Genomic DNA, 20,703 nt, shown 5'->3' on the forward strand with positions numbered 1-20,703 from the left:
GAATAGTTATTTCACCGCAAACGTGTTGTCCAGTTTGCTGTAGCCCAGGCCGTTGATCTTCTTCACTTTGATCTGCACCGGAATACGCTCTTTCATCGCTTCAACGTGGCTAATCACGCCGATAGTTTTACCACTGGCGTTCAGGGCATCCAGCGCATCAAGGGCGGTATCCAGCGTTTCGCTATCCAGCGTGCCGAAACCTTCATCGAGGAATAACGAGTCAATGCGCGTTTTATGGCTGACCAGATCCGAAAGCGCCAGCGCCAGTGCCAGACTGACGAGAAAACTCTCTCCGCCGGAAAGCGTTCGGGTATCGCGTACTGCATCTGCCTGCCAGGTATCGACAACCTCGACTTCCAGCGCCTCGCTGGCTTTACGCTGTAACAAATAGCGCCCGTGCAGGCGGGTAAGTTGCTGGTTAGCGAGATGAACTAAATTATCCAGCGTCAGCCCTTGGGCAAACTTACGGAATTTATCGCCCTCTTTGGAGCCAATCAGCGAATTGAGATAACCCCAGTCTTCAACCTGCTGTGTTGTCTGGGCAATTTGCTGCATTAAGGTTTGTTGTTGCTGACGGTTGTCTGCATCCTGCTTCAACTGCTGGCGAATTTCGCCTTGACTCGTGGTGTTTGCACGCAACTTTTGGTTAGTTTGCGCTAACTCTTGTTGAATCTGCTCCACCGTCACAGTGAGAGCTAACTCGTCAGGTCGGTGTTGCTGATGCTGTGCCAGCGTTTCTGCTGTTTGAGTGGCCAGCGTTTGCGCCTGACGACGCTGGTTTTCCAGGTTCTGCTTGAGTTGTTCCAGTTGCGTTAGTGTCTGTTCATCCATTAGCGCCGCAAGGAACGCCTGCTGATCGTCAAAGACGCTGGCCTGTAGCGCGGTGTCAAACTGTGTCTGGGCTTTTTGCAGACCTTGCGCCGCCAAAACCTCTTGTTGCTGCAAGGTTTGCCGCTGGCTTTGCAACGCGAGACATTGCTCATGAACTTGCCGCCAGTTTTCCAGCGTCACAGTAGCTTCGCTGTGTGGCAGTTCATCATTTTGCGGCAATGTGTCCAGAATCGGCGTCAGCTGTTGAATACGGTTTTGCAGCTCGGTTAATTCGTTCTGGCGCTGCTGCCAGCCCTGCGCTTCTTGCTGACGTGTCGCCAACCAGCTCTCTTCTTCATCTTCCTGTGGCAGTGCCAGCGCGTAACCCGTTAACGCCGCAGAGAGTTGCTGATGGCGTTGTTCAATCTGTTGTTGATACTGGATAATTTGTTGATTGTGCGCGGCAATTTGCTCCTGTAATTCATGACGCTGATTGAGTAATTGCAGTTGCTTTTCATGCTCTTCCTGGGTGGCAAGCCATGGTTGAATATCGTCCTGCGGCTGCAAGGTGATACTGAGGCTGGCAGTTAGTGTATGCCATTCCTGAGTAAGTGCTTGCTCATCTTGTCGGAGGCTTTGTGCTTCGTTCTCATCCCGCTGAAGCTGCTTCGTTAAGGCGTCCAGTTGCCCACGTAGCGCCGCGCCTTCTTCACCGAGCTTTTTAACTTCATTTTCCAGCGCCAGTAATCGAGACTGATTAACCCCCGGTTCCAGCGCCCGATACGCCTCGACCGCCGGGTGGCTGGTGGAACCACAAAGTGGGCAAGGCTGACCTGCCTGTAACTGCGCACGTTGAGCTTCCAGGGTTTTGATGCGTGCTTCCTGCTCGCAAATGGTTTTGACATCGGCAAGCTGTTGCGTCTTTTCTTTATAACGTTGGCGCATTTCAGTGAGCGCGGCGTTACGTTGTGTCTGTTCCTGCGTAACGCTCTGAATAGCGGCCTGTAGCTGCGACAGGCGTTTTTGCTGGGGAACAATCTGCCCATATAGTGCGCTCAGGCGCTGACGCAGCGGACGTTGTTCGGCATGTTGTGCCTGCGCAGCGGCAACTTCGGCGGCGGTTAAAGTTAAAGAGATCGCCGGAAGAGCATTAAGTTTTTGCTCTGCATGGGTTAATTGCTGTTGCCATTGCCGCAGATACTTGCGATCGCTGGCCTGTTGGGCGAACTGCGCCCGCCAACCCGCCAGTTCGTTATTCCACTGCCGGAAGCGGTCGTGTTCGTGTAACCACGCATTCAGATTTTGTTGCTGCTGTTGTAATTCTGCCGACTGCTTCGCCGCGTGGTGACGAATATTTGCGCGAAGCGCCATTGTGCGCTGTAAGCGAGTATTTACTTCTTCAATCTGCTGACGAGTATGCGTTAGTGCCGCAGTGTGTTCTGCGATGCGTTCCCAGTGCGGACGAAGATTTCGTGCCGGTTGTGCCAGACTGAGCGCCGCCAGTTGAGGTTGCGCTTTTTCTTCCTCGGCTAACACCTGTTGCAGTGCCTGCTGACGGCGGCTGGCGTCTTTTTGCAATTCATCCAGACGCGTTAACCAGTTAAGCGATTGTTGTTCTTGCTGCTGTGTGACGAGTAACTGTTTTTCTTCGTCAGTGAGTACCTGCAAACTTTCTGTCAGCGATTGCACTTGTTCTGGCGCTAATAATGCGACACCGCTGGCCTGCGCTTGCAGTTTTTCCAGCTCAGTACGGGCCGATTTATGCTGTTCAAAGACCATCGCGGAGATTTGACCGTAAATTTCGGTGCCGGTTAACTCCTCCAGCAATTCCGCTCGTTCTTTCGGTTTGGCATTGAGGAAGGCAGCAAATTGTCCCTGCGAAAGCAGCATCGAACGGGTGAAACGCCCGTAATCCAGCCCGGTTAACGTCGCCGTCAGTTCCAGCTTATCTTTCACTTTGTCGGCGAGAATTTTGCCGTCTGCGCAGCGCGCCAGCTCTACGCGTGGTACCTGCAAATTACCGTCGGGTTGGTTACGCGCCCGATTCTGGCTCCAGAACGCGCGATACGCTTCACCTTTCACTTCAAACTCCACCTCCGCCAGACATTCGGCGGTATCGCGGGTCATGAGATCATTTTGCGATTGTGAAACGTTAGAGAGGCGCGGAGTTTCGTGATACAGCGCCAGACAAATGGCGTCCAGCAGGGTGGTTTTCCCCGCACCGGTCGGGCCGGTAATTGCAAACAGCCCGTTGCTGGCGAACGGCTCGCGGGTGAAATCAATCTTCCATTCGCCTTTTAATGAGTTCAGGTTTTTCAGGCGCAGGCTGAGAATTTTCATGCTTCGTGTTCTCCGGCGAGGGTCTGCAATGTCGTGGCGAAAAGATGTTGCAAGCGTTGATGCTGCGATTCATCAAGTTCTTCCAGTGCCAGACGGCGATTAAAAACATCTTCGACGCTAAGTTCGCTGAGGGTTTCACGCCGTTGGCTGGCTAACACACGCTCGCGCTGTTCACGACTCCGGCGTACCAGCAATACTTCGACAGGCAGTGATTCGGTTAATGCCTGGATTTTGCGCTGAATATCATGCAGATACTCATCGGTAGTGATTTCAATATCCAGCCAGACAGGTGGTTCCTGTGGCACATCGCGCCATTGTTCAAGCTGTTCGGTAATCGACGCCAAATCGCCTTTCAGCACCGCCATCGGTTGTGTTACCGGTACGTTCAGGTTTTCCACGCTCTCTAATTTGCCGTTTGAAAAAGTTACCAGATGGACATATTTACTCTTGCCGCACTCATCAAAACTCAGTGGGATGGGGGATCCGCAATAGCGAACATGTTCCATGCCGCCAATAATTTGCGCGCGGTGAATATGTCCAAGCGCGATGTAGTCGGCTGGCGGAAAGTTTTGTGCCGGAAACGCGTCCAGCGTGCCAATATAGATGTCACGCACGGCATCACTTTTACTGGCACCCACAGTCGTTAAATGCCCCGTGGCGATGATGGGAAGAGGTTGATTGCCGCGCAGCTTGCAGGCATCTGCATAGTGTTGTTGATAATAATCGGTGATCGCTGCCAGCAAATGTTGCTGTTTTTCCATGCCGTTAAGTCCCGCCTGGCTGGTAATAATGTCACGCGGGCGTAAAAAAGGAATGGGACACAGCACTGCGCCTGGCGTCCCGTCGCGACGAGGCAAGATTTGCGGCGCATGTCCGGCGCTGGCGACCACAGTAGTATTGAGGAACGCCATGATATCGCGCGATTCATTCAACGTGGCGACCGAGTCATGGTTTCCCGCCAGTACCACCAGATGACAGCCAGTTTGCTGTAAATTGACAACAAAACGGTTGTATAACGTGCGGGCGTAACTGGGCGGCGAGCCGGTATCGAAAACATCACCGGCAACAATAATCGCATCCACCTGATGGGTTTGTGCTGTCTCCAGCAGCCAGTCAAGAAAAGCCTGGTGTTCAGCTTCGCGGCTTTTACTGTAGAAGTTCTGGCCGAGATGCCAGTCTGAGGTGTGAAGGATGCGCATAACGATTCTCTGGCGAAAAAGCATGGGCGCGATTATACCCAAACAGATGTGTCATTTGCTTTTTTCTGCGCCACGTAAATCAATAACCTGAAGATATGTGCGACGTGCTTTTCATAAATCTGTCATAAATCTGACGCATAATGGCGTCGCATTAATGATCGCAACCTATTTATTACAACAGGGCAAATCATGGCGAGACGTATTCTGGTCGTAGAAGATGAAGCTCCAATTCGCGAAATGGTCTGCTTCGTGCTCGAACAAAATGGCTTTCAGCCGGTCGAAGCGGAAGATTATGACAGTGCTGTGAATCAACTGAATGAACCCTGGCCGGATTTGATTCTCCTCGACTGGATGTTACCCGGCGGCTCGGGTATCCAGTTCATCAAACACCTTAAGCGCGAGTCGATGACCCGGGATATTCCAGTGGTGATGTTGACCGCCAGAGGGGAAGAAGAAGATCGCGTGCGTGGTCTTGAAACCGGTGCGGACGACTATATCACCAAGCCGTTTTCGCCGAAGGAGCTGGTGGCGCGAATCAAAGCGGTAATGCGCCGTATTTCGCCAATGGCGGTGGAAGAGGTGATCGAGATGCAGGGGCTAAGTCTGGATCCGACATCTCACCGGGTGATGGCGGGCGAAGAGCCGCTGGAGATGGGGCCGACAGAATTTAAATTGCTGCACTTTTTTATGACGCATCCTGAGCGCGTGTACAGCCGCGAGCAGCTATTAAACCACGTCTGGGGAACCAACGTGTATGTAGAAGACCGCACGGTCGATGTCCACATTCGTCGCCTGCGTAAAGCACTGGAGCCCGGCGGGCATGACCGCATGGTGCAGACCGTGCGCGGTACAGGATATCGTTTTTCAACCCGCTTTTAACGCCTTGCTCATCGGACGCAGAGCAGGGCTTATGATTTCATAACTGGAGTATCTTACGTGCTGGAACGGCTGTCGTGGAAAAGGCTGGTGCTGGAGCTGCTACTTTGCTGCCTCCCGGCTTTCATCCTGGGTGCATTTTTTGGTTACCTGCCCTGGTTTTTGCTGGCATCGGTAACAGGACTGCTTATCTGGCATTTCTGGAATTTATTGCGCCTTTCATGGTGGCTGTGGGTTGATCGCAGTATGACGCCGCCACCGGGGCGTGGTAGCTGGGAACCGCTACTATATGGCTTACACCAGATGCAGCTGCGAAATAAAAAACGCCGCCGCGAGCTGGGCAATCTGATTAAACGCTTTCGTAGTGGCGCGGAGTCGCTGCCCGATGCGGTGGTGCTGACCACGGAAGAGGGCGGTATTTTCTGGTGTAACGGACTGGCGCAACAGATTCTTGGCCTGCGCTGGCCGGAAGATAACGGGCAGAACATCCTTAACCTGCTGCGTTACCCGGAGTTTACGCAATATCTGAAAACGCGTGATTTTTCTCGCCCGCTCAATCTGGTGCTCAACACCGGGCGGCATCTGGAAATTCGCGTCATGCCTTATACCCATAAACAGTTGCTGATGGTGGCGCGTGATGTCACGCAAATGCATCAACTGGAAGGGGCGCGGCGTAACTTTTTTGCCAACGTAAGCCATGAGTTACGCACGCCGTTGACGGTGTTACAGGGTTACCTGGAGATGATGGATGAGCAACCGCTGGAAGGCGCGGTTCGCGAAAAAGCGTTGCACACCATGCGCGAGCAGACTCAGCGGATGGAAGGGCTGGTGAAGCAGTTACTGACACTGTCGAAAATCGAAGCCGCACCGACGCAGTTGCTCAATGAAAAGGTTGATGTGCCGATGATGCTGCGCGTTGTTGAGCGCGAAGCTCAGACTCTGAGCCAGAAAAAACAGACATTTACCTTTGAAATAGATAACGACCTCAAAGTGTCTGGCAATGAAGATCAGCTACGCAGTGCGATTTCGAACCTGGTCTATAACGCCGTGAATCACACGCCAGAAGGCACGCATATCACGGTACGCTGGCAGCGAGTGCCGCACGGTGCCGAATTTAGCGTTGAAGATAATGGGCCGGGCATCGCACCGGAGCATATTCCGCGCCTGACCGAGCGTTTTTATCGTGTAGACAAAGCGCGTTCCCGACAAACAGGCGGTAGCGGACTGGGGTTAGCAATTGTTAAACATGCGGTAAATCACCACGAAAGCCGCCTGAATATTGACAGTACGGTGGGCAAAGGTACGCGTTTCAGTTTTGTTCTGCCGGAACGTTTAATTGCCAAAAACAGCAATTAATCTGCCTTTGTCATTTTTTGTTGCCATAAGCCAGCCGATGCTGGCTTTTTTTCTTTGCAGTCAAAAAATGGACGCTGAACTTTACACCGGCTGGTGATTTTTTGTTCGCATGATAAGCCATATCTTTTTCACGGAAATAGTGTTTTATACTGGTTGGTGATTTCTTATCGTTATATCCCTCTGGTTTTTAGATCCCTTCTTGCTTTAAAACGTTATAAGCGTTTAAATTGCGCTTCAGGTGCTGTCATACTGACTGCATTCACGCGGTAAATCGAAAAACTATTCTTCGCCGCGCCTGGTTGGGAGTATTTCCCGCTAAAATTGTTTAAATATACCGCTGTATCATCCCCAGGGATTGGCACAAAAATTTAACGTTACAACACCACATCCACAGGCAGTATGATTTATGACCCATCAATTAAGATCGCGCGATATCATCGCTCTGGGCTTTATGACATTTGCGTTGTTCGTCGGCGCAGGTAACATTATTTTCCCTCCAATGGTCGGCTTGCAGGCAGGCGAACACGTCTGGACTGCGGCATTCGGCTTCCTCATTACTGCCGTTGGTCTGCCGGTATTAACGGTAGTGGCGCTGGCGAAAGTTGGTGGCGGTGTTGACAGCCTGAGCACGCCAATCGGTAAAGTCGCTGGCGTACTGCTGGCAACGGTTTGCTACCTGGCTGTGGGGCCGCTGTTCGCCACGCCGCGTACAGCCACCGTCTCCTTTGAAGTGGGGATTGCGCCGCTGACGGGTGACTCCGCGCTGCCGCTGTTTATCTACAGCCTGGTCTATTTCGCTATCGTTATTCTGGTTTCGCTCTATCCGGGCAAGCTGCTGGATACCGTGGGCAACTTCCTTGCGCCGCTGAAAATTATCGCGCTGGTCATCCTGTCTGTCGCCGCGATTGTCTGGCCTGCGGGTTCTATCAGCACGGCGACTGAGGCTTATCAAAACGCTGCGTTTTCTAACGGCTTCGTCAACGGCTATCTGACAATGGATACGCTGGGCGCAATGGTGTTTGGTATCGTTATTGTTAACGCGGCGCGTTCTCGTGGCGTTACCGAAGCGCGTCTGCTGACCCGTTATACCGTCTGGGCTGGCCTGATGGCGGGTGTCGGTCTGACTCTGCTTTACCTGGCGCTGTTCCGTCTGGGGTCAGATAGTGCGTCGCTGGTTGATCAGTCAGCAAACGGTGCGGCTATTCTGCACGCTTATGTTCAACACACCTTTGGCGGCGGCGGTAGCTTCCTGCTGGCGGCGTTAATCTTCATCGCTTGCCTGGTAACGGCAGTTGGCCTGACCTGTGCTTGTGCAGAATTTTTCGCCCAGTACGTACCGCTCTCTTACCGTACGCTGGTGTTTATCCTCGGCGGCTTCTCGATGGTGGTGTCTAACCTTGGTTTGAGTCAGTTGATTCAGATCTCTGTGCCGGTGCTGACCGCCATTTATCCGCCGTGTATCGCACTGGTTGTATTAAGTTTTACACGCTCATGGTGGCATAATTCGTCCCGCGTGATTGCTCCGCCGATGTTTATCAGCCTGCTTTTTGGTATTCTCGACGGGATCAAAGCATCTGCATTCAGCGATATCTTACCGTCCTGGGCGCAGCGTTTACCGCTGGCCGAACAAGGTCTGGCGTGGTTAATGCCAACAGTGGTGATGGTGGTTCTGGCCATTATCTGGGATCGCGCGGCAGGTCGTCAGGTGACCTCCAGCGCCCACTAAATCACTGATAATTTGTTTTAACCACGGGGCTGCGATGCCCCGTGGTTTTTTTATTGTGTTGATGGGTTAGGAATTGATGGAAAGTAAGAACAAGCTAAAGCGTGGGCTAAGTACCCGACACATACGCTTTATGGCACTGGGGTCAGCAATCGGCACCGGGCTGTTTTACGGTTCGGCAGACGCCATCAAAATGGCCGGTCCGAGCGTGTTGTTGGCCTATATTATTGGTGGTGTCGCGGCATATATCATTATGCGTGCGCTGGGGGAAATGTCGGTACATAACCCGGCTGCCAGCTCTTTCTCGCGTTATGCGCAGGAAAACCTGGGGCCGCTGGCAGGTTATATCACCGGCTGGACCTACTGCTTTGAAATCCTTATTGTCGCCATTGCCGATGTGACCGCTTTCGGTATCTATATGGGCGTCTGGTTCCCGACAGTACCACACTGGATTTGGGTGCTGAGTGTGGTGTTAATCATTTGCGCCATCAACCTGATGAGCGTGAAAGTGTTCGGCGAGCTGGAGTTCTGGTTCTCGTTCTTTAAAGTTGCCACCATTATCATCATGATTGTCGCCGGTTTCGGTATCATCATCTGGGGGATTGGCAACGGCGGGCAACCGACGGGTATCCATAACCTGTGGAGCAACGGTGGCTTCTTCAGTAACGGCTGGCTTGGCATGGTGATGTCGTTACAAATGGTGATGTTTGCCTATGGTGGGATCGAAATTATCGGGATTACCGCCGGGGAAGCGAAAGAGCCAGAGAAATCCATTCCGCGCGCGATTAACTCAGTGCCGATGCGTATTCTGGTGTTCTATGTCGGTACGCTGTTCGTCATTATGTCTATTTACCCTTGGAATCAGGTTGGCACTGCCGGTAGCCCGTTCGTGCTGACGTTCCAGCATATGGGGATTACCTTTGCCGCCAGCATTCTTAACTTTGTTGTGCTGACCGCTTCGCTGTCGGCAATTAACAGTGACGTGTTTGGCGTAGGTCGTATGTTGCACGGCATGGCAGAGCAGGGCAGCGCACCGAAAATCTTCAGTAAAACCTCGCGTCGCGGTATTCCATGGGTAACTGTGCTGGTGATGACCACTGCGCTACTGTTTGCGGTGTATCTGAACTACATCATGCCGGAAAACGTCTTCCTGGTGATCGCTTCGCTGGCAACCTTTGCCACGGTGTGGGTGTGGATTATGATTTTGTTGTCGCAGATTGCCTTCCGTCGCCGCCTACCGCCGGAAGAAGTTAAGGCGCTGAAATTCAAAGTACCTGGCGGGGTGGCAACGACTATCGCGGGGCTGATTTTCCTGGTCTTTATCATCGGACTGATCGGTTATCACCCTGAAACGCGAATCTCTCTGTACGTTGGTTTCGCGTGGATTGTTCTGCTGTTGATTGGCTGGATGTTTAAACGCCGCCATGACCGCCAGTTGGCTGAAAACCACTAATTCCCACGTTTGTAAGCCGGTTCAGGGTAGAGCCTGAACCGGTTATTCCGAAAGTTATCCGCCCCCGACCTCCTCCCCCAAATATCCTTCAGACGATGAGTGATCCTGCAGTAGGCTATGGCAATGTGATCAGATTTTCATCACAGGGGAATTATAATGTTGAATACATGGCACCTGCCGGTGCCCCCATTTGTTAAGCAAAGCAAAGATCAACTGCTTATTACACTGTGGTTGACGGGTGAAGAACCGCCGCAGCGCATTATGCTGCGCACGGAAAACGATAACGAAGAAACGTCAGTACCGATGTACAAACTGCGCAGTCAGCCACAGCCGGGCGTAACGGCATGGCGGGCGGCTGTCGATCTCTCCACCGGACAACCTCGGCGGCGCTATAGCTTCAAATTGCTGTGGCACGATCGCCAGCGATGGTTTTCGCCGCAAGGTCTTAGCCAAATACCGCCAGCGCGGCTGGAACAGTTTGCTGTTGATGTACCAGATATTGGGCCACAATGGGTCGTAGACCAGATTTTTTATCAGATCTTCCCGGATCGTTTTGCCCGTAGCTTGCCACGCGAAGCCGGGCAGGATCATGTCTATTACCATCACGCAGCCGGACAAGAGATCATATTGCGTGACTGGAATGAGCCGGTTACGGCGCAGGCGGGTGGATCAACGTTCTATGGCGGAGATCTGGACGGTATCAGCGAAAAACTGCCGTATCTGAAAAAACTCGGCGTGACGGCGCTGTATCTCAATCCGGTGTTCAAAGCTCCCAGCGTGCATAAATACGATACCGAAGATTATCGCCACGTTGACCCGCAGTTTGGCGGCGACGGGGCATTGCTGCGCTTACGCCACAATACACAGCAACAGGGAATGCGGCTGGTACTGGACGGTGTGTTTAACCACAGTGGTGATTCCCATGCCTGGTTTGACAGGCACAATCGCGGGACGGGGGGTGCTTGTCACAACCCCGAATCGCCCTGGCGTGACTGGTACTCGTTTAGCGATGATGGCACGGCGCTCGACTGGCTGGGCTATGCCAGCCTGCCGAAGCTGGATTATCAATCGGAAAGTCTGGTGAATGAAATTTATCGCGGCGAAGACAGCATTGTCCGCCACTGGCTGAAAGCACCGTGGAATATGGACGGTTGGCGGCTGGATGTGGTGCATATGCTGGGGGAAGCGGGCGGTGCGCGTAATAATTTGCAGCACGTCGCCGGGATCACCGAAGCGGCGAAAGAAACCCTGCCGGAAGCCTATATTGTTGGCGAGCATTTTGGCGATGCACGACAATGGCTACAGGCAGATGTGGAAGATGCTGCCATGAACTATCGCGGCTTCACATTCCCGTTGTGGGGATTTCTCGCCAATACCGACATCTCTTACGATCCGCAGCAGATTGATGCCCAAACCTGTATGGCCTGGATGGATAATTACCGCGCCGGCCTTTCTCATCAACAGCAATTGCGTATGTTTAATCAGCTCGATAGCCACGATACTGCGCGATTTAAAACCTTGCTCGGTCGGGATGTTGCGCGCCTGCCGCTGGCGGTGGTCTGGCTGCTCACCTGGCCTGGCGTGCCCTGTATTTATTACGGTGATGAAGTGGGGCTGGATGGCAATAACGATCCATTTTGCCGTAAGCCATTCCCGTGGCAGCCGGAAAAACAAGATGCTGAGCTATTTTCGCTGTACCAGCGAATGATTGCGCTGCGTAAGAAGAGTCAGGCACTGCGTCGCGGTGGCTGTCAGGTGCTGTACGCGGAAGATAACGTGGTGGTGTTTGTGCGCGTGCTAAATCAGCAGCATGTGCTGGTGGCGATCAACCGTGGCGACGCCTGTGAAGTAGTGCTGCCCGCATCGCCGTTGCTTAATGTCGCGCAATGGCAACGTAAAGAAGGTCACGGGCAACTGGCGGATGGCATTTTGACATTGCCTGCGATATCGGCGACGGTGTGGATGAATTAACGTCTTATAACGCCTTGCGCGACGCCTGCGCCATCATCCGGGGATAAAACTGCCAGAAGCGGGTTTCAAGGGCATCGTAATGGGCGTCTAAATCGTACCAGGAGTCACGCAGGGCATCCAGGCGTGGGCGACGGCTAGCCATACCGTTTAACACGCTCTGGATGAAATCCATATCGCGATAGCGCACCAGCCACTGCTCTGACCATAAGTAGTTGTTCAGATTGATAAAGCGTGGCGGTGAGTCCGGCAGAATAGTGATCACTTGTTCGCGGGCATAACAGACAAATTCCTCTAGCGGAAAATTGGGTGACAGCTGCGACCAGTGGCGGGAAAGAAAATGATCCCACATGACATCCAGCGTGATAGGCGCAACCCGGCGGGTTTCACTACGAAACCACTCCCGCGCTTCGCGGACTTCCGGCAGGTTGTCGGTTAATACGTCGATTCGCCGATGCATATGAATACCAGCCACGACGTCGGGTGGATAAATTTCATCGGGGTTTCCGCGAACGAAATCTGCCAGTAAATTGCCGGAAAGCGAGCTTTCCGCCAGGTGAGCTAAATGCAGGTGAGCTAAAAAATTCATCGATTATATTCTATCCAAAGGGGGGTAAAGGTTGCAGGGAGAGCGCCCCGGCACTAGACTACCCGCCTCTTATTTTAGTCTGAGTCAGTGTCATGCGCGTTACCGATTTCTCCTTTGAATTGCCCGAATCCCTGATTGCCCACTATCCCATGCCTGAACGCAGTAGCTGTCGTTTACTGTCGCTGGACGGGCCAACGGGCGCGCTGACGCACGGTACTTTCACCGATTTACTCGATAAGCTCAACCCCGGCGATCTTCTGGTTTTTAACAATACCCGCGTGATCCCGGCGCGCCTGTTTGGGCGTAAAGCCAGCGGTGGCAAGATTGAAGTGCTGGTTGAGCGGATGCTCGACGACAAACGCATTCTTGCGCATATTCGCGCTTCGAAAGCACCAAAGCCGGGCGCTGAACTTCTGCTGGGCGATGACGAAAGCATTAAAGCAACAATGACAGCCCGCCACGGCGCATTGTTTGAAGTCGAATTTAATGATGAGCGTTCGGTGTTGGATATTCTCAACAGCATCGGTCATATGCCATTGCCGCCATACATCGACCGTCCGGACGAAGATGCCGATCGCGAACTTTATCAAACGGTTTATAGCGAAAAACCGGGCGCGGTAGCCGCGCCGACCGCCGGACTGCATTTTGACGAACCTTTGCTTGAAAAATTGCGTGCCAAAGGCGTGGAGATGGCATTTGTGACCTTGCACGTTGGCGCGGGTACTTTCCAGCCGGTGCGCGTCGACACTATTGAAGATCACATCATGCACTCGGAATACGCTGAAGTGCCGCAGGAGGTGGTTGATGCGGTGCTGGCAGCGAAAGCGCGCGGAAATCGGGTGATTGCGGTTGGCACAACCTCTGTACGCTCTCTGGAGAGCGCAGCGCAGGCGGCGAAAAACGATCTCATCGAACCGTTCTTTGACGATACCCAAATCTTTATCTATCCGGGCTTCCAGTACAAAGTGGTCGATGCGCTGGTGACTAACTTCCACCTGCCAGAGTCGACGCTGATTATGCTGGTTTCGGCATTTGCCGGTTATCAACACACGATGAACGCCTATAAAGCGGCGGTAGAAGAGAAATATCGCTTTTTTAGTTACGGTGATGCGATGTTTATCACGTACAATCCGCAGGCAATTAATGAGCGCGTCGGGGAGTAATTCTGCGGCGCTGGTTTAAACGTTGGACTGTTTTTCTGACGTAGTGGAGAAAAAATGAAATTTGAACTGGATACCACCGACGGTCGCGCACGCCGTGGTCGCCTGGTTTTCGATCGTGGCGTAGTGGAAACGCCTTGTTTTATGCCTGTTGGCACCTACGGCACCGTAAAAGGGATGACGCCGGAAGAAGTTGAAGCGACCGGCGCACAGATTATCCTTGGTAACACCTTTCACCTGTGGTTGCGCCCAGGTCAGGAAATCATGAAGCTGCATGGCGATCTGCACGATTTCATGCAATGGAAAGGCCCAATCCTCACCGATTCCGGTGGTTTCCAGGTCTTCAGCCTTGGCGATATCCGTAAAATCACCGAACAGGGCGTACACTTCCGTAACCCGATCAACGGCGATCCGATTTTCCTCGATCCTGAAAAATCGATGGAGATTCAGTATGATCTTGGTTCAGATATCGTCATGATTTTTGACGAGTGTACGCCGTATCCTGCTGACTGGGATTACGCAAAACGTTCGATGGAGATGTCTCTGCGTTGGGCGAAGCGTAGCCGTGAGCGTTTTGACAGTCTCGGAAACAAAAATGCGCTGTTTGGTATCATTCAGGGCAGCGTTTACGAAGATTTACGTGATATTTCTGTTAAAGGTCTGGTAGATATCGGTTTTGATGGCTACGCTGTCGGCGGTCTGGCTGTGGGTGAGCCGAAAGCAGATATGCACCGTATTCTGGAGCATGTATGCCCGCAAATTCCGGCAGACAAACCGCGTTACCTGATGGGCGTGGGTAAACCGGAAGATCTGGTTGAAGGCGTGCGTCGCGGTATCGATATGTTTGACTGCGTAATGCCAACACGTAATGCGCGTAACGGTCATCTGTTCGTGACCGATGGCGTGGTGAAAATCCGCAATGCGAAGTATAAGAGCGACACAGGGCCGCTCGATCCTGAGTGTGATTGCTACACCTGTCGCAATTATTCACGTGCCTACTTGCATCATCTCGACCGTTGCAACGAAATATTAGGCGCGCGACTCAACACCATTCATAACCTTCGTTACTACCAGCGTTTGATGGCGGGTTTACGCAAGGCTATTGAAGAGGGTAAATTAGAGAGCTTCGTAGCTGATTTTTACCAGCGTCAGGGGCGAGAAGTACCACCTTTGAACGTTGATTAATATTAATAATGAGGGAAATTTAATGAGCTTTTTTATTTCTGATGCGGTAGCGGCAACGGGTGCTCCGGCACAAGGTAGCCCGATGTCTTTGATTTTGATGCTGGTGGTATTCGGTCTGATTTTCTATTTCATGATCCTGCGCCCACAGCAGAAGCGCACCAAAGAACACAAAAAGCTGATGGACTCCATTGCTAAAGGTGATGAAGTTCTGACGAACGGTGGCCTGGTTGGTCGCGTAACCAAAGTAGCGGAAAACGGCTACATTGCTATCGCGCTGAATGACACCACTGAAGTAGTTATTAAACGTGACTTCGTAGCTGCCGTTCTGCCGAAAGGCACCATGAAGGCGCTGTAATTCAAATTTTTCCCTAAGGGAATTGCCGTGTTAAACCGTTATCCTTTGTGGAAGTACGTCATGCTGATCGTGGTGATTGTCATCGGTCTGCTGTATGCGCTTCCCAACCTGTTTGGTGAGGATCCGGCTGTTCAGATCACTGGTGCGCGCGGAGTCGCCGCCAGTGAGCAAACGCTGATCCAGGTCCAGAAAACGTTACAAGAAGAAAAAATAACTGCTAAGTCTGTGGCACTGGAAGAGGGCGCTATTCTTGCGCGCTTCGACTCCACTGACACCCAACTGCGCGCTCGTGAAGCATTAATGGGCGTTATGGGTGACAAATACGTCGTGGCGCTTAACCTTGCCCCGGCAACGCCGCGCTGGCTGGCAGCTATTCACGCTGAGCCGATGAAGCTCGGTCTTGACCTGCGTGGCGGCGTTCACTTCCTGATGGAAGTGGATATGGACACCGCGCTTGGCAAGCTCCAGGAACAAAATATCGATAGCCTGCGCAGCGACCTGCGTGAAAAAGGCATCCCATATACCACCGTTCGTAAAGAAAACAACTACGGCCTGAGCATCACCTTCCGTGACTCTAATGCGCGTGATGAAGCCATTGCGTATCTGAGCAAGCGTCATCCTGATCTGGTGATTAGCAGCCAGGGCAGCAACCAGCTGCGTGCGGTAATGAGCGACGCACGTCTGAGCGAAGCGCGTGAATATGCGGTGCAGCAGAACATCAACATTCTGCGTAACCGTGTAAACCAGCTTGGTGTTGCTGAGCCTGTGGTACAGCGCCAGGGCGCAGACCGTATCGTTGTTGAACTGCCAGGTATCCAGGATACCGCTCGCGCGAAAGAGATTCTGGGCGCGACGGCAACGCTGGAATTCCGTCTGGTAAACACCAACGTTGACCAGGCCGCTGCCGCGTCTGGCCGCGTACCGGGTGACTCTGAAGTGAAACAGACCCGCGAAGGTCAGCCGGTTGTGCTGTACAAACGCGTGATCCTGACCGGTGACCATATCACCGACTCCACTTCCAGCCAGGACGAATACAACCAACCGCAGGTTAACATCTCGCTCGACAGCGCAGGTGGCAACATCATGTCTAACTTCACGAAGGACAACATCGGTAAACCGATGGCGACCCTGTTTGTGGAGTACAAAGACAGCGGTAAGAAAGATGCAAACGGTCGTGCGGTACTGGTGAAACAGGAAGAGGTGATTAACATCGCTAATATCCAGTCTCGTCTGGGCAATAGCTTCCGTATCACCGGCATCAACAACCCGAACGAAGCCCGCCAGCTGTCACTGTTGCTGCGTGCTGGTGCATTGATCGCGCCAATTCAGATTGTTGAAGAACGTACCATTGGCCCGACTCTGGGTATGCAGAACATTGAACAGGGGCTGGAAGCGTGTCTGGCTGGCCTGCTGGTTTCTATTCTGTTCATGATCCTCTTCTATAAGAAGTTTGGTCTGATTGCGACCAGTGCTCTGGTTGCCAACCTGATCTTGATCGTCGGTATTATGTCACTGTTGCCAGGCGCAACGCTGAGTATGCCAGGTATCGCGGGTATCGTCTTAACCCTTGCGGTGGCGGTCGATGCGAACGTACTGATCAACGAACGTATTAAAGAAGAGTTGAGCAACGGGCGTACTGTTCAGCAGGCAATTGATGAAGGTTATCGCGGTGCATTCAGTTCCATCTTTGATGCGAACATCACCACGCTGATTAAAGTCATCATCCTGTACGCAGTGGGAACCGGGGCAATTAAAGGGTTCGCGATTACTACCGGTATCGGTGTGGCAACGTCGATGTTTACCGCGATTGTTGGTACGCGTGCCATCGTAAACCTGCTATATGGCGGCAAGCGCGTCAAGAAGCTGTCAATCTGAGGAGTGCGATGTGGCACAGGAATATACTGTTGAACAACTAAACCACGGCCGTAAAGTCTATGACTTTATGCGCTGGGACTACTGGGCTTTTGGCATCTCTGGTCTGCTGTTAATCGCCGCTATCGTCATTATGGGCGTGCGCGGCTTTAACTGGGGGCTGGATTTCACCGGTGGTACAGTTATTGAAATTACGCTCGAAAAGCCGGCTGAAATTGACGTAATGCGTGATGCATTGCAAAAAGCCGGTTTTGAAGAGCCGATGCTGCAAAACTTTGGTAGCAGCCACGACATCATGGTCCGTATGCCGCCTGCTGAAGGCGAAACCGGCGGTCAGGTGCTGGGCAGCCAGGTTCTGAAGGTGATTAACGAATCCACCAATCAGAATGCAGCAGTGAAGCGTATTGAGTTCGTCGGTCCGAGCGTGGGTGCAGACCTTGCACAAACCGGCGCAATGGCGTTGATGGCGGCGCTGCTGTCTATCCTTGTGTACGTAGGTTTCCGCTTCGAGTGGCGACTGGCGGCAGGGGTCGTTATCGCGCTGGCGCACGACGTTATCATTACGCTGGGTATTTTGTCGTTATTCCATATCGAGATTGACCTGACCATTGTGGCATCGCTGATGTCGGTCATCGGTTACTCGCTTAACGACAGTATCGTGGTATCGGACCGTATTCGTGAAAACTTCCGCAAGATCCGTCGCGGTACACCTTACGAAATCTTTAACGTGTCCTTGACCCAGACGCTGCACCGTACCTTGATCACATCCGGTACTACCTTGATGGTTATCCTGATGCTGTATCTCTTCGGTGGTCCGGTGCTGGAAGGCTTCTCGCTGACTATGCTTATCGGTGTTTCCATCGGTACGGCATCTTCCATCTATGTTGCATCGGCGCTGGCTCTGAAACTGGGCATGAAGCGTGAGCACATGCTGCAGCAGAAAGTGGAAAAAGAAGGGGCGGATCAGCCGTCAATTCTGCCTTAATCAAGTTTCAGTTGATGTTGAAAATCCCGGTCAGAAGATCGGGATTTTTTATATGAGGTGATTGCGAAAATCACCCCATCTTGGGAAACTGCGCGTAACCCTACATTTTATCCAGGTAACTTTTCATGGCTATCATCCCAAAAAACTATGCGCGGTTAGAAAACGGTTATCGCGAAAAGGCGCTGAAACTCTATCCGTGGGTGTGCGGACGTTGCTCCCGTGAGTTTGTTTACTCCAACCTGCGTGAGCTTACCGTTCACCACATTGATCATGACCATACCAATAACCCGGAAGATGGTAGTAACTGGGAATTGTTGTGTCTGTATTGCCACGATCATGAGCATTCGAAATATACCGAAGCGGATCAGTATGGTACGACGGTTATCGCAGGGGAAGATGCGCAGAAAGATGTCGGTGAAGCGAAATACAACCCTTTCGCTGATTTAAAAGCGATGATGAATAAGAAGAAGTGATAAAAAATGCCGGATGTTGCATCCGGCATTTCAACTATTAGAAGTTGTAACCTACCACCAGGTAACCACCCCAACCGGTAGAGCGAACGTTGAAGTTGCCGTTACCGAAGTTCAGCTCTGCATCGTCGTTCCACTGACCACCGTCGTGCCAGTAACGAGCAACGACAGAGTAGTGCCAGTGATCATAGTTCAGAGCCAGAATATGGCTGGAAGCGATAGAGTTATTGGTACGCGTCTTAATACCGTTGATTGCGTTACCGCTGTCATCACCCAGATCGGAACCCCAGTCAAAGTTGGTGAAACCGATGTAGCTTAACTGACCGCCCCACAGATCGGTAATCGGCACAAAGTATTTAACTTTGAAACGGTAACCGTCCCACTCGTTTTCGTTCGCTGCACCGTAGTTCTGCCACTGGTATTTCGCATACACGTTCAAGGACAGGCTCATCGGCAGGCCAGTGTCGATGTCCGTACCCAGACCCATGTACCAGGTGCTCTGGCGACCATCTTTATTACGACCCATGTCGTAAATGTAGTTGTTCGCGAAGTACCACTCTTTGAACGGACCGAAGCTAAGGTCAGTATTGGTCAGCTTGTCGATGGAGAAACGCGGTTCGATTTCCATAAACAGCGGAGAACCGTGGTTCCAGATACCTTTTGCATCGGAGTTACCGCCGAAGAATACCGGCGCATCCGCATAACCATAAAAGTCGAACCAGTCTTTTTTAGCGAATGCTTCGTACTCCAGGTAGGTATCGTTGCGGATCTGCGGTCCGAAACGGGTGTGATAACTTCCTACGACGTTAACGCTCTGGTGCCACCAGTCGGAGAGATACTGCGGTTTGTCGTTTTCAGCTGCGTTGACAGTAAAAGACGAAGAGAGCGCCAGTACCGCGCCGGCTGCCAGTAATGTTTTTTTCATATGTATGCCACTGTTTGAAAATCCCTTGCGGGAGTGAAAAAGGCGCAAATTGCGTTTCTAAATATTACGTATACAGAGGAGCCTATTATAAAAATCATTGCTCACAAAAATATGTTTCGTTTCACAGTTCTATCATTTACGTAATCGATTGCGTTCACGTTTACACATATTCGGGCGGGGATTGTACTGACTTTCACCCTTGTTGCAAACTTTTACTATCAATCCGGGTGATGTAAGCGGAGTAACAAAATAATAGGGGAAGATGTTGCGGGACGCACAAAACACCCCGCCAAACGTTTATTGCATAACAGGCTGAATGTCGTGAATGCGTACAAAGCCTAATTGTTCAGGCGTGATGCCATTTAACTGTAGTGGGATGTCAACATCGCTGGGCGCGAGGAGACTTGCTGGTGCATTAATCAATTGATTCTGCACATTGATTTCCTGAAAGTTATCTATTGTTCCCTGAATTTGTCCATATTCAACGGTTCCGCTGAATGCGGGTAAAGGGTCATTGGATTCGCCCTGAATCCGTAAGGTCAGCGTAGTGCCCTCTGCATTTGGCGCAATATCCATAAGCGACATTCGTAAGGTGCCGATCTGGCTTTCCAGACGTGCGGCTGTTTTCGAGCCCGGCAGAAGGTAAACCCCACTGCTGGATTTTTCATTCAGCCTGTTTTGCTGAGTGATTTTGACGGTCTCTTTATTGAGCTGCGTCATCTCTTTATTCAGCGTGCTGACGCTTTGTTTCATCTGGCGTACTTCGCTTTGCTGTACGCAGGCGCTTAAGCTGAACAGGCTTCCCAGCAGGAATAGTCGAATAACTTTAGTGTTCATAGGTCGTCCCTTTCTTGTCGCAATTAGCTTAATAATAGAGCGTAAAAGCAGCGAAAACATCGCTCCTTTATCTCAAAAGCGTTGCGCCTTTGTTGTATCGTCAGTTCAGGGTAAAATAGGTTTCTGTTAACCACCTGGTCAGGACGCCGTATGCATTGCCCATTCTGTTTCGCCGTGGACACTAAGGTTATTGACTCTCGTCTCGTAGGCGAGGGTTCATCTGTACGCCGCCGTCGGCAGTGTCTGGTGTGTAATGAACGTTTCACCACTTTTGAGGTGGCGGAACTGGTTATGCCGCGCGTTGTAAAAAGCAACGACGTGCGTGAACCGTTTAATGAAGAGAAATTGCGCAGCGGAATGCTGCGGGCGCTGGAAAAACGTCCGGTAAGTTCCGATGACGTCGAAATGGCGATCAACCATATAAAGTCACAGCTACGTGCCACCGGTGAGCGTGAAGTGCCGAGCAAGATGATTGGCAATCTGGTGATGGAACAATTGAAAAAACTCGATAAAGTCGCCTATATCCGTTTTGCCTCTGTCTATCGCAGTTTCGAAGATATCAAAGAATTTGGCGAAGAGATCGCGCGCCTGGAGGATTAA

17 protein-coding genes are annotated in these 20,703 nt (G+C 51.9%); 12 read left to right on the plus strand and 5 right to left on the minus strand.

Going from position 1 to position 20,703, the window contains the following annotated elements:
- Positions 1–6 precede the first annotated feature (6 nt).
- Positions 7–3,150, minus strand: a complete 3,144-nt coding sequence (gene sbcC / locus RGV86_RS18160) for an exonuclease subunit SbcC (RefSeq protein WP_000698857.1) — start codon at positions 3,148–3,150, stop codon at positions 7–9.
- On the minus strand, positions 3,147–4,349 hold the full coding sequence (gene sbcD / locus RGV86_RS18165; protein ID WP_001221336.1) for an exonuclease subunit SbcD: 1,203 nt from the start codon (positions 4,347–4,349) through the stop codon (positions 3,147–3,149). The genes sbcC and sbcD overlap by 4 nt, the downstream gene beginning before the upstream one ends.
- A 189-nt stretch (positions 4,350–4,538) precedes the next feature.
- Here sbcD and phoB point away from each other — a divergent pair, with 189 nt between their 5' ends.
- From phoB to malZ, 5 genes are all read left to right on the plus strand, one after another.
- Positions 4,539–5,228, plus strand: a complete 690-nt coding sequence (gene phoB / locus RGV86_RS18170) for a phosphate response regulator transcription factor PhoB (protein WP_000113933.1) — start codon at positions 4,539–4,541, stop codon at positions 5,226–5,228.
- A gap of 57 nt (positions 5,229–5,285) precedes the next feature.
- Entirely contained in the window at positions 5,286–6,581 is a 1,296-nt protein-coding gene (gene phoR, locus RGV86_RS18175; protein ID WP_000893608.1) for a phosphate regulon sensor histidine kinase PhoR, read from the plus strand.
- Between the two features lie 406 nt (positions 6,582–6,987).
- Entirely contained in the window at positions 6,988–8,307 is a 1,320-nt protein-coding gene (gene brnQ, locus RGV86_RS18180; protein ID WP_000149639.1) for a branched-chain amino acid transporter carrier protein BrnQ, read from the plus strand.
- Between the two features lie 76 nt (positions 8,308–8,383).
- Positions 8,384–9,757, plus strand: a complete 1,374-nt coding sequence (gene proY, locus RGV86_RS18185) for a proline-specific permease ProY (RefSeq protein WP_010344685.1) — start codon at positions 8,384–8,386, stop codon at positions 9,755–9,757.
- A 153-nt stretch (positions 9,758–9,910) separates the two neighbouring features.
- Complete coding sequence (gene malZ, locus RGV86_RS18190) at positions 9,911–11,728, plus strand: maltodextrin glucosidase (RefSeq protein WP_162536049.1); 1,818 nt, start codon at positions 9,911–9,913, stop codon at positions 11,726–11,728.
- Positions 11,729–11,732: 4 nt separating this feature from the next.
- On the opposite strand, the gene acpH is transcribed toward malZ, so the two are convergent.
- Positions 11,733–12,314, minus strand: coding sequence for an ACP phosphodiesterase (gene acpH / locus RGV86_RS18195; RefSeq protein WP_001009861.1), 582 nt, complete (start codon positions 12,312–12,314; stop codon positions 11,733–11,735).
- Positions 12,315–12,406: 92 nt separating this feature from the next.
- On the opposite strand from acpH, the gene queA reads away from it, so the two are divergent.
- From queA to yajD, 6 genes are all read left to right on the plus strand, one after another.
- On the plus strand, positions 12,407–13,477 hold the full coding sequence (gene queA / locus RGV86_RS18200; protein ID WP_001266486.1) for a tRNA preQ1(34) S-adenosylmethionine ribosyltransferase-isomerase QueA: 1,071 nt from the start codon (positions 12,407–12,409) through the stop codon (positions 13,475–13,477).
- A gap of 54 nt (positions 13,478–13,531) precedes the next feature.
- Positions 13,532–14,659: a tRNA guanosine(34) transglycosylase Tgt gene (gene tgt / locus RGV86_RS18205; RefSeq protein ID WP_000667317.1), complete on the plus strand. Its 1,128-nt coding sequence runs from the start codon at positions 13,532–13,534 to the stop codon at positions 14,657–14,659.
- Positions 14,660–14,681: 22 nt separating this feature from the next.
- On the plus strand, positions 14,682–15,014 hold the full coding sequence (gene yajC / locus RGV86_RS18210) for a preprotein translocase subunit YajC (protein ID WP_000007629.1): 333 nt from the start codon (positions 14,682–14,684) through the stop codon (positions 15,012–15,014).
- A 27-nt stretch (positions 15,015–15,041) separates the two neighbouring features.
- Positions 15,042–16,889 (plus strand): protein translocase subunit SecD, encoded by a 1,848-nt coding sequence (secD, locus tag RGV86_RS18215; RefSeq protein WP_000934830.1) that lies wholly within the window; start codon positions 15,042–15,044, stop codon positions 16,887–16,889.
- Between the two features lie 10 nt (positions 16,890–16,899).
- Positions 16,900–17,871, plus strand: coding sequence for a protein translocase subunit SecF (secF, locus tag RGV86_RS18220; RefSeq protein ID WP_000046637.1), 972 nt, complete (start codon positions 16,900–16,902; stop codon positions 17,869–17,871).
- A gap of 125 nt (positions 17,872–17,996) precedes the next feature.
- Positions 17,997–18,344: an HNH nuclease YajD gene (gene yajD / locus RGV86_RS18225; protein WP_000974807.1), complete on the plus strand. Its 348-nt coding sequence runs from the start codon at positions 17,997–17,999 to the stop codon at positions 18,342–18,344.
- A gap of 37 nt (positions 18,345–18,381) precedes the next feature.
- On the opposite strand, the gene tsx is transcribed toward yajD, so the two are convergent.
- Both tsx and RGV86_RS18235 read right to left on the minus strand, forming a co-directional pair.
- Positions 18,382–19,266, minus strand: a complete 885-nt coding sequence (gene tsx, locus RGV86_RS18230) for a nucleoside-specific channel-forming protein Tsx (RefSeq protein WP_010344683.1) — start codon at positions 19,264–19,266, stop codon at positions 18,382–18,384.
- Between the two features lie 297 nt (positions 19,267–19,563).
- Complete coding sequence (locus RGV86_RS18235; RefSeq protein WP_001093513.1) at positions 19,564–20,103, minus strand: SadB/YajI family lipoprotein; 540 nt, start codon at positions 20,101–20,103, stop codon at positions 19,564–19,566.
- A 150-nt stretch (positions 20,104–20,253) separates the two neighbouring features.
- On the opposite strand from RGV86_RS18235, the gene nrdR reads away from it, so the two are divergent.
- The gene (nrdR, locus tag RGV86_RS18240; RefSeq protein WP_000543535.1) at positions 20,254–20,703 is read left to right on the plus strand and encodes a transcriptional regulator NrdR; all 450 of its coding nucleotides are present in this window, start codon (positions 20,254–20,256) and stop codon (positions 20,701–20,703) included.

This window comes from Escherichia ruysiae (assembly GCF_031323975.1).
Taxonomy (GTDB): Bacteria; Pseudomonadota; Gammaproteobacteria; order Enterobacterales; family Enterobacteriaceae; genus Escherichia; species Escherichia ruysiae.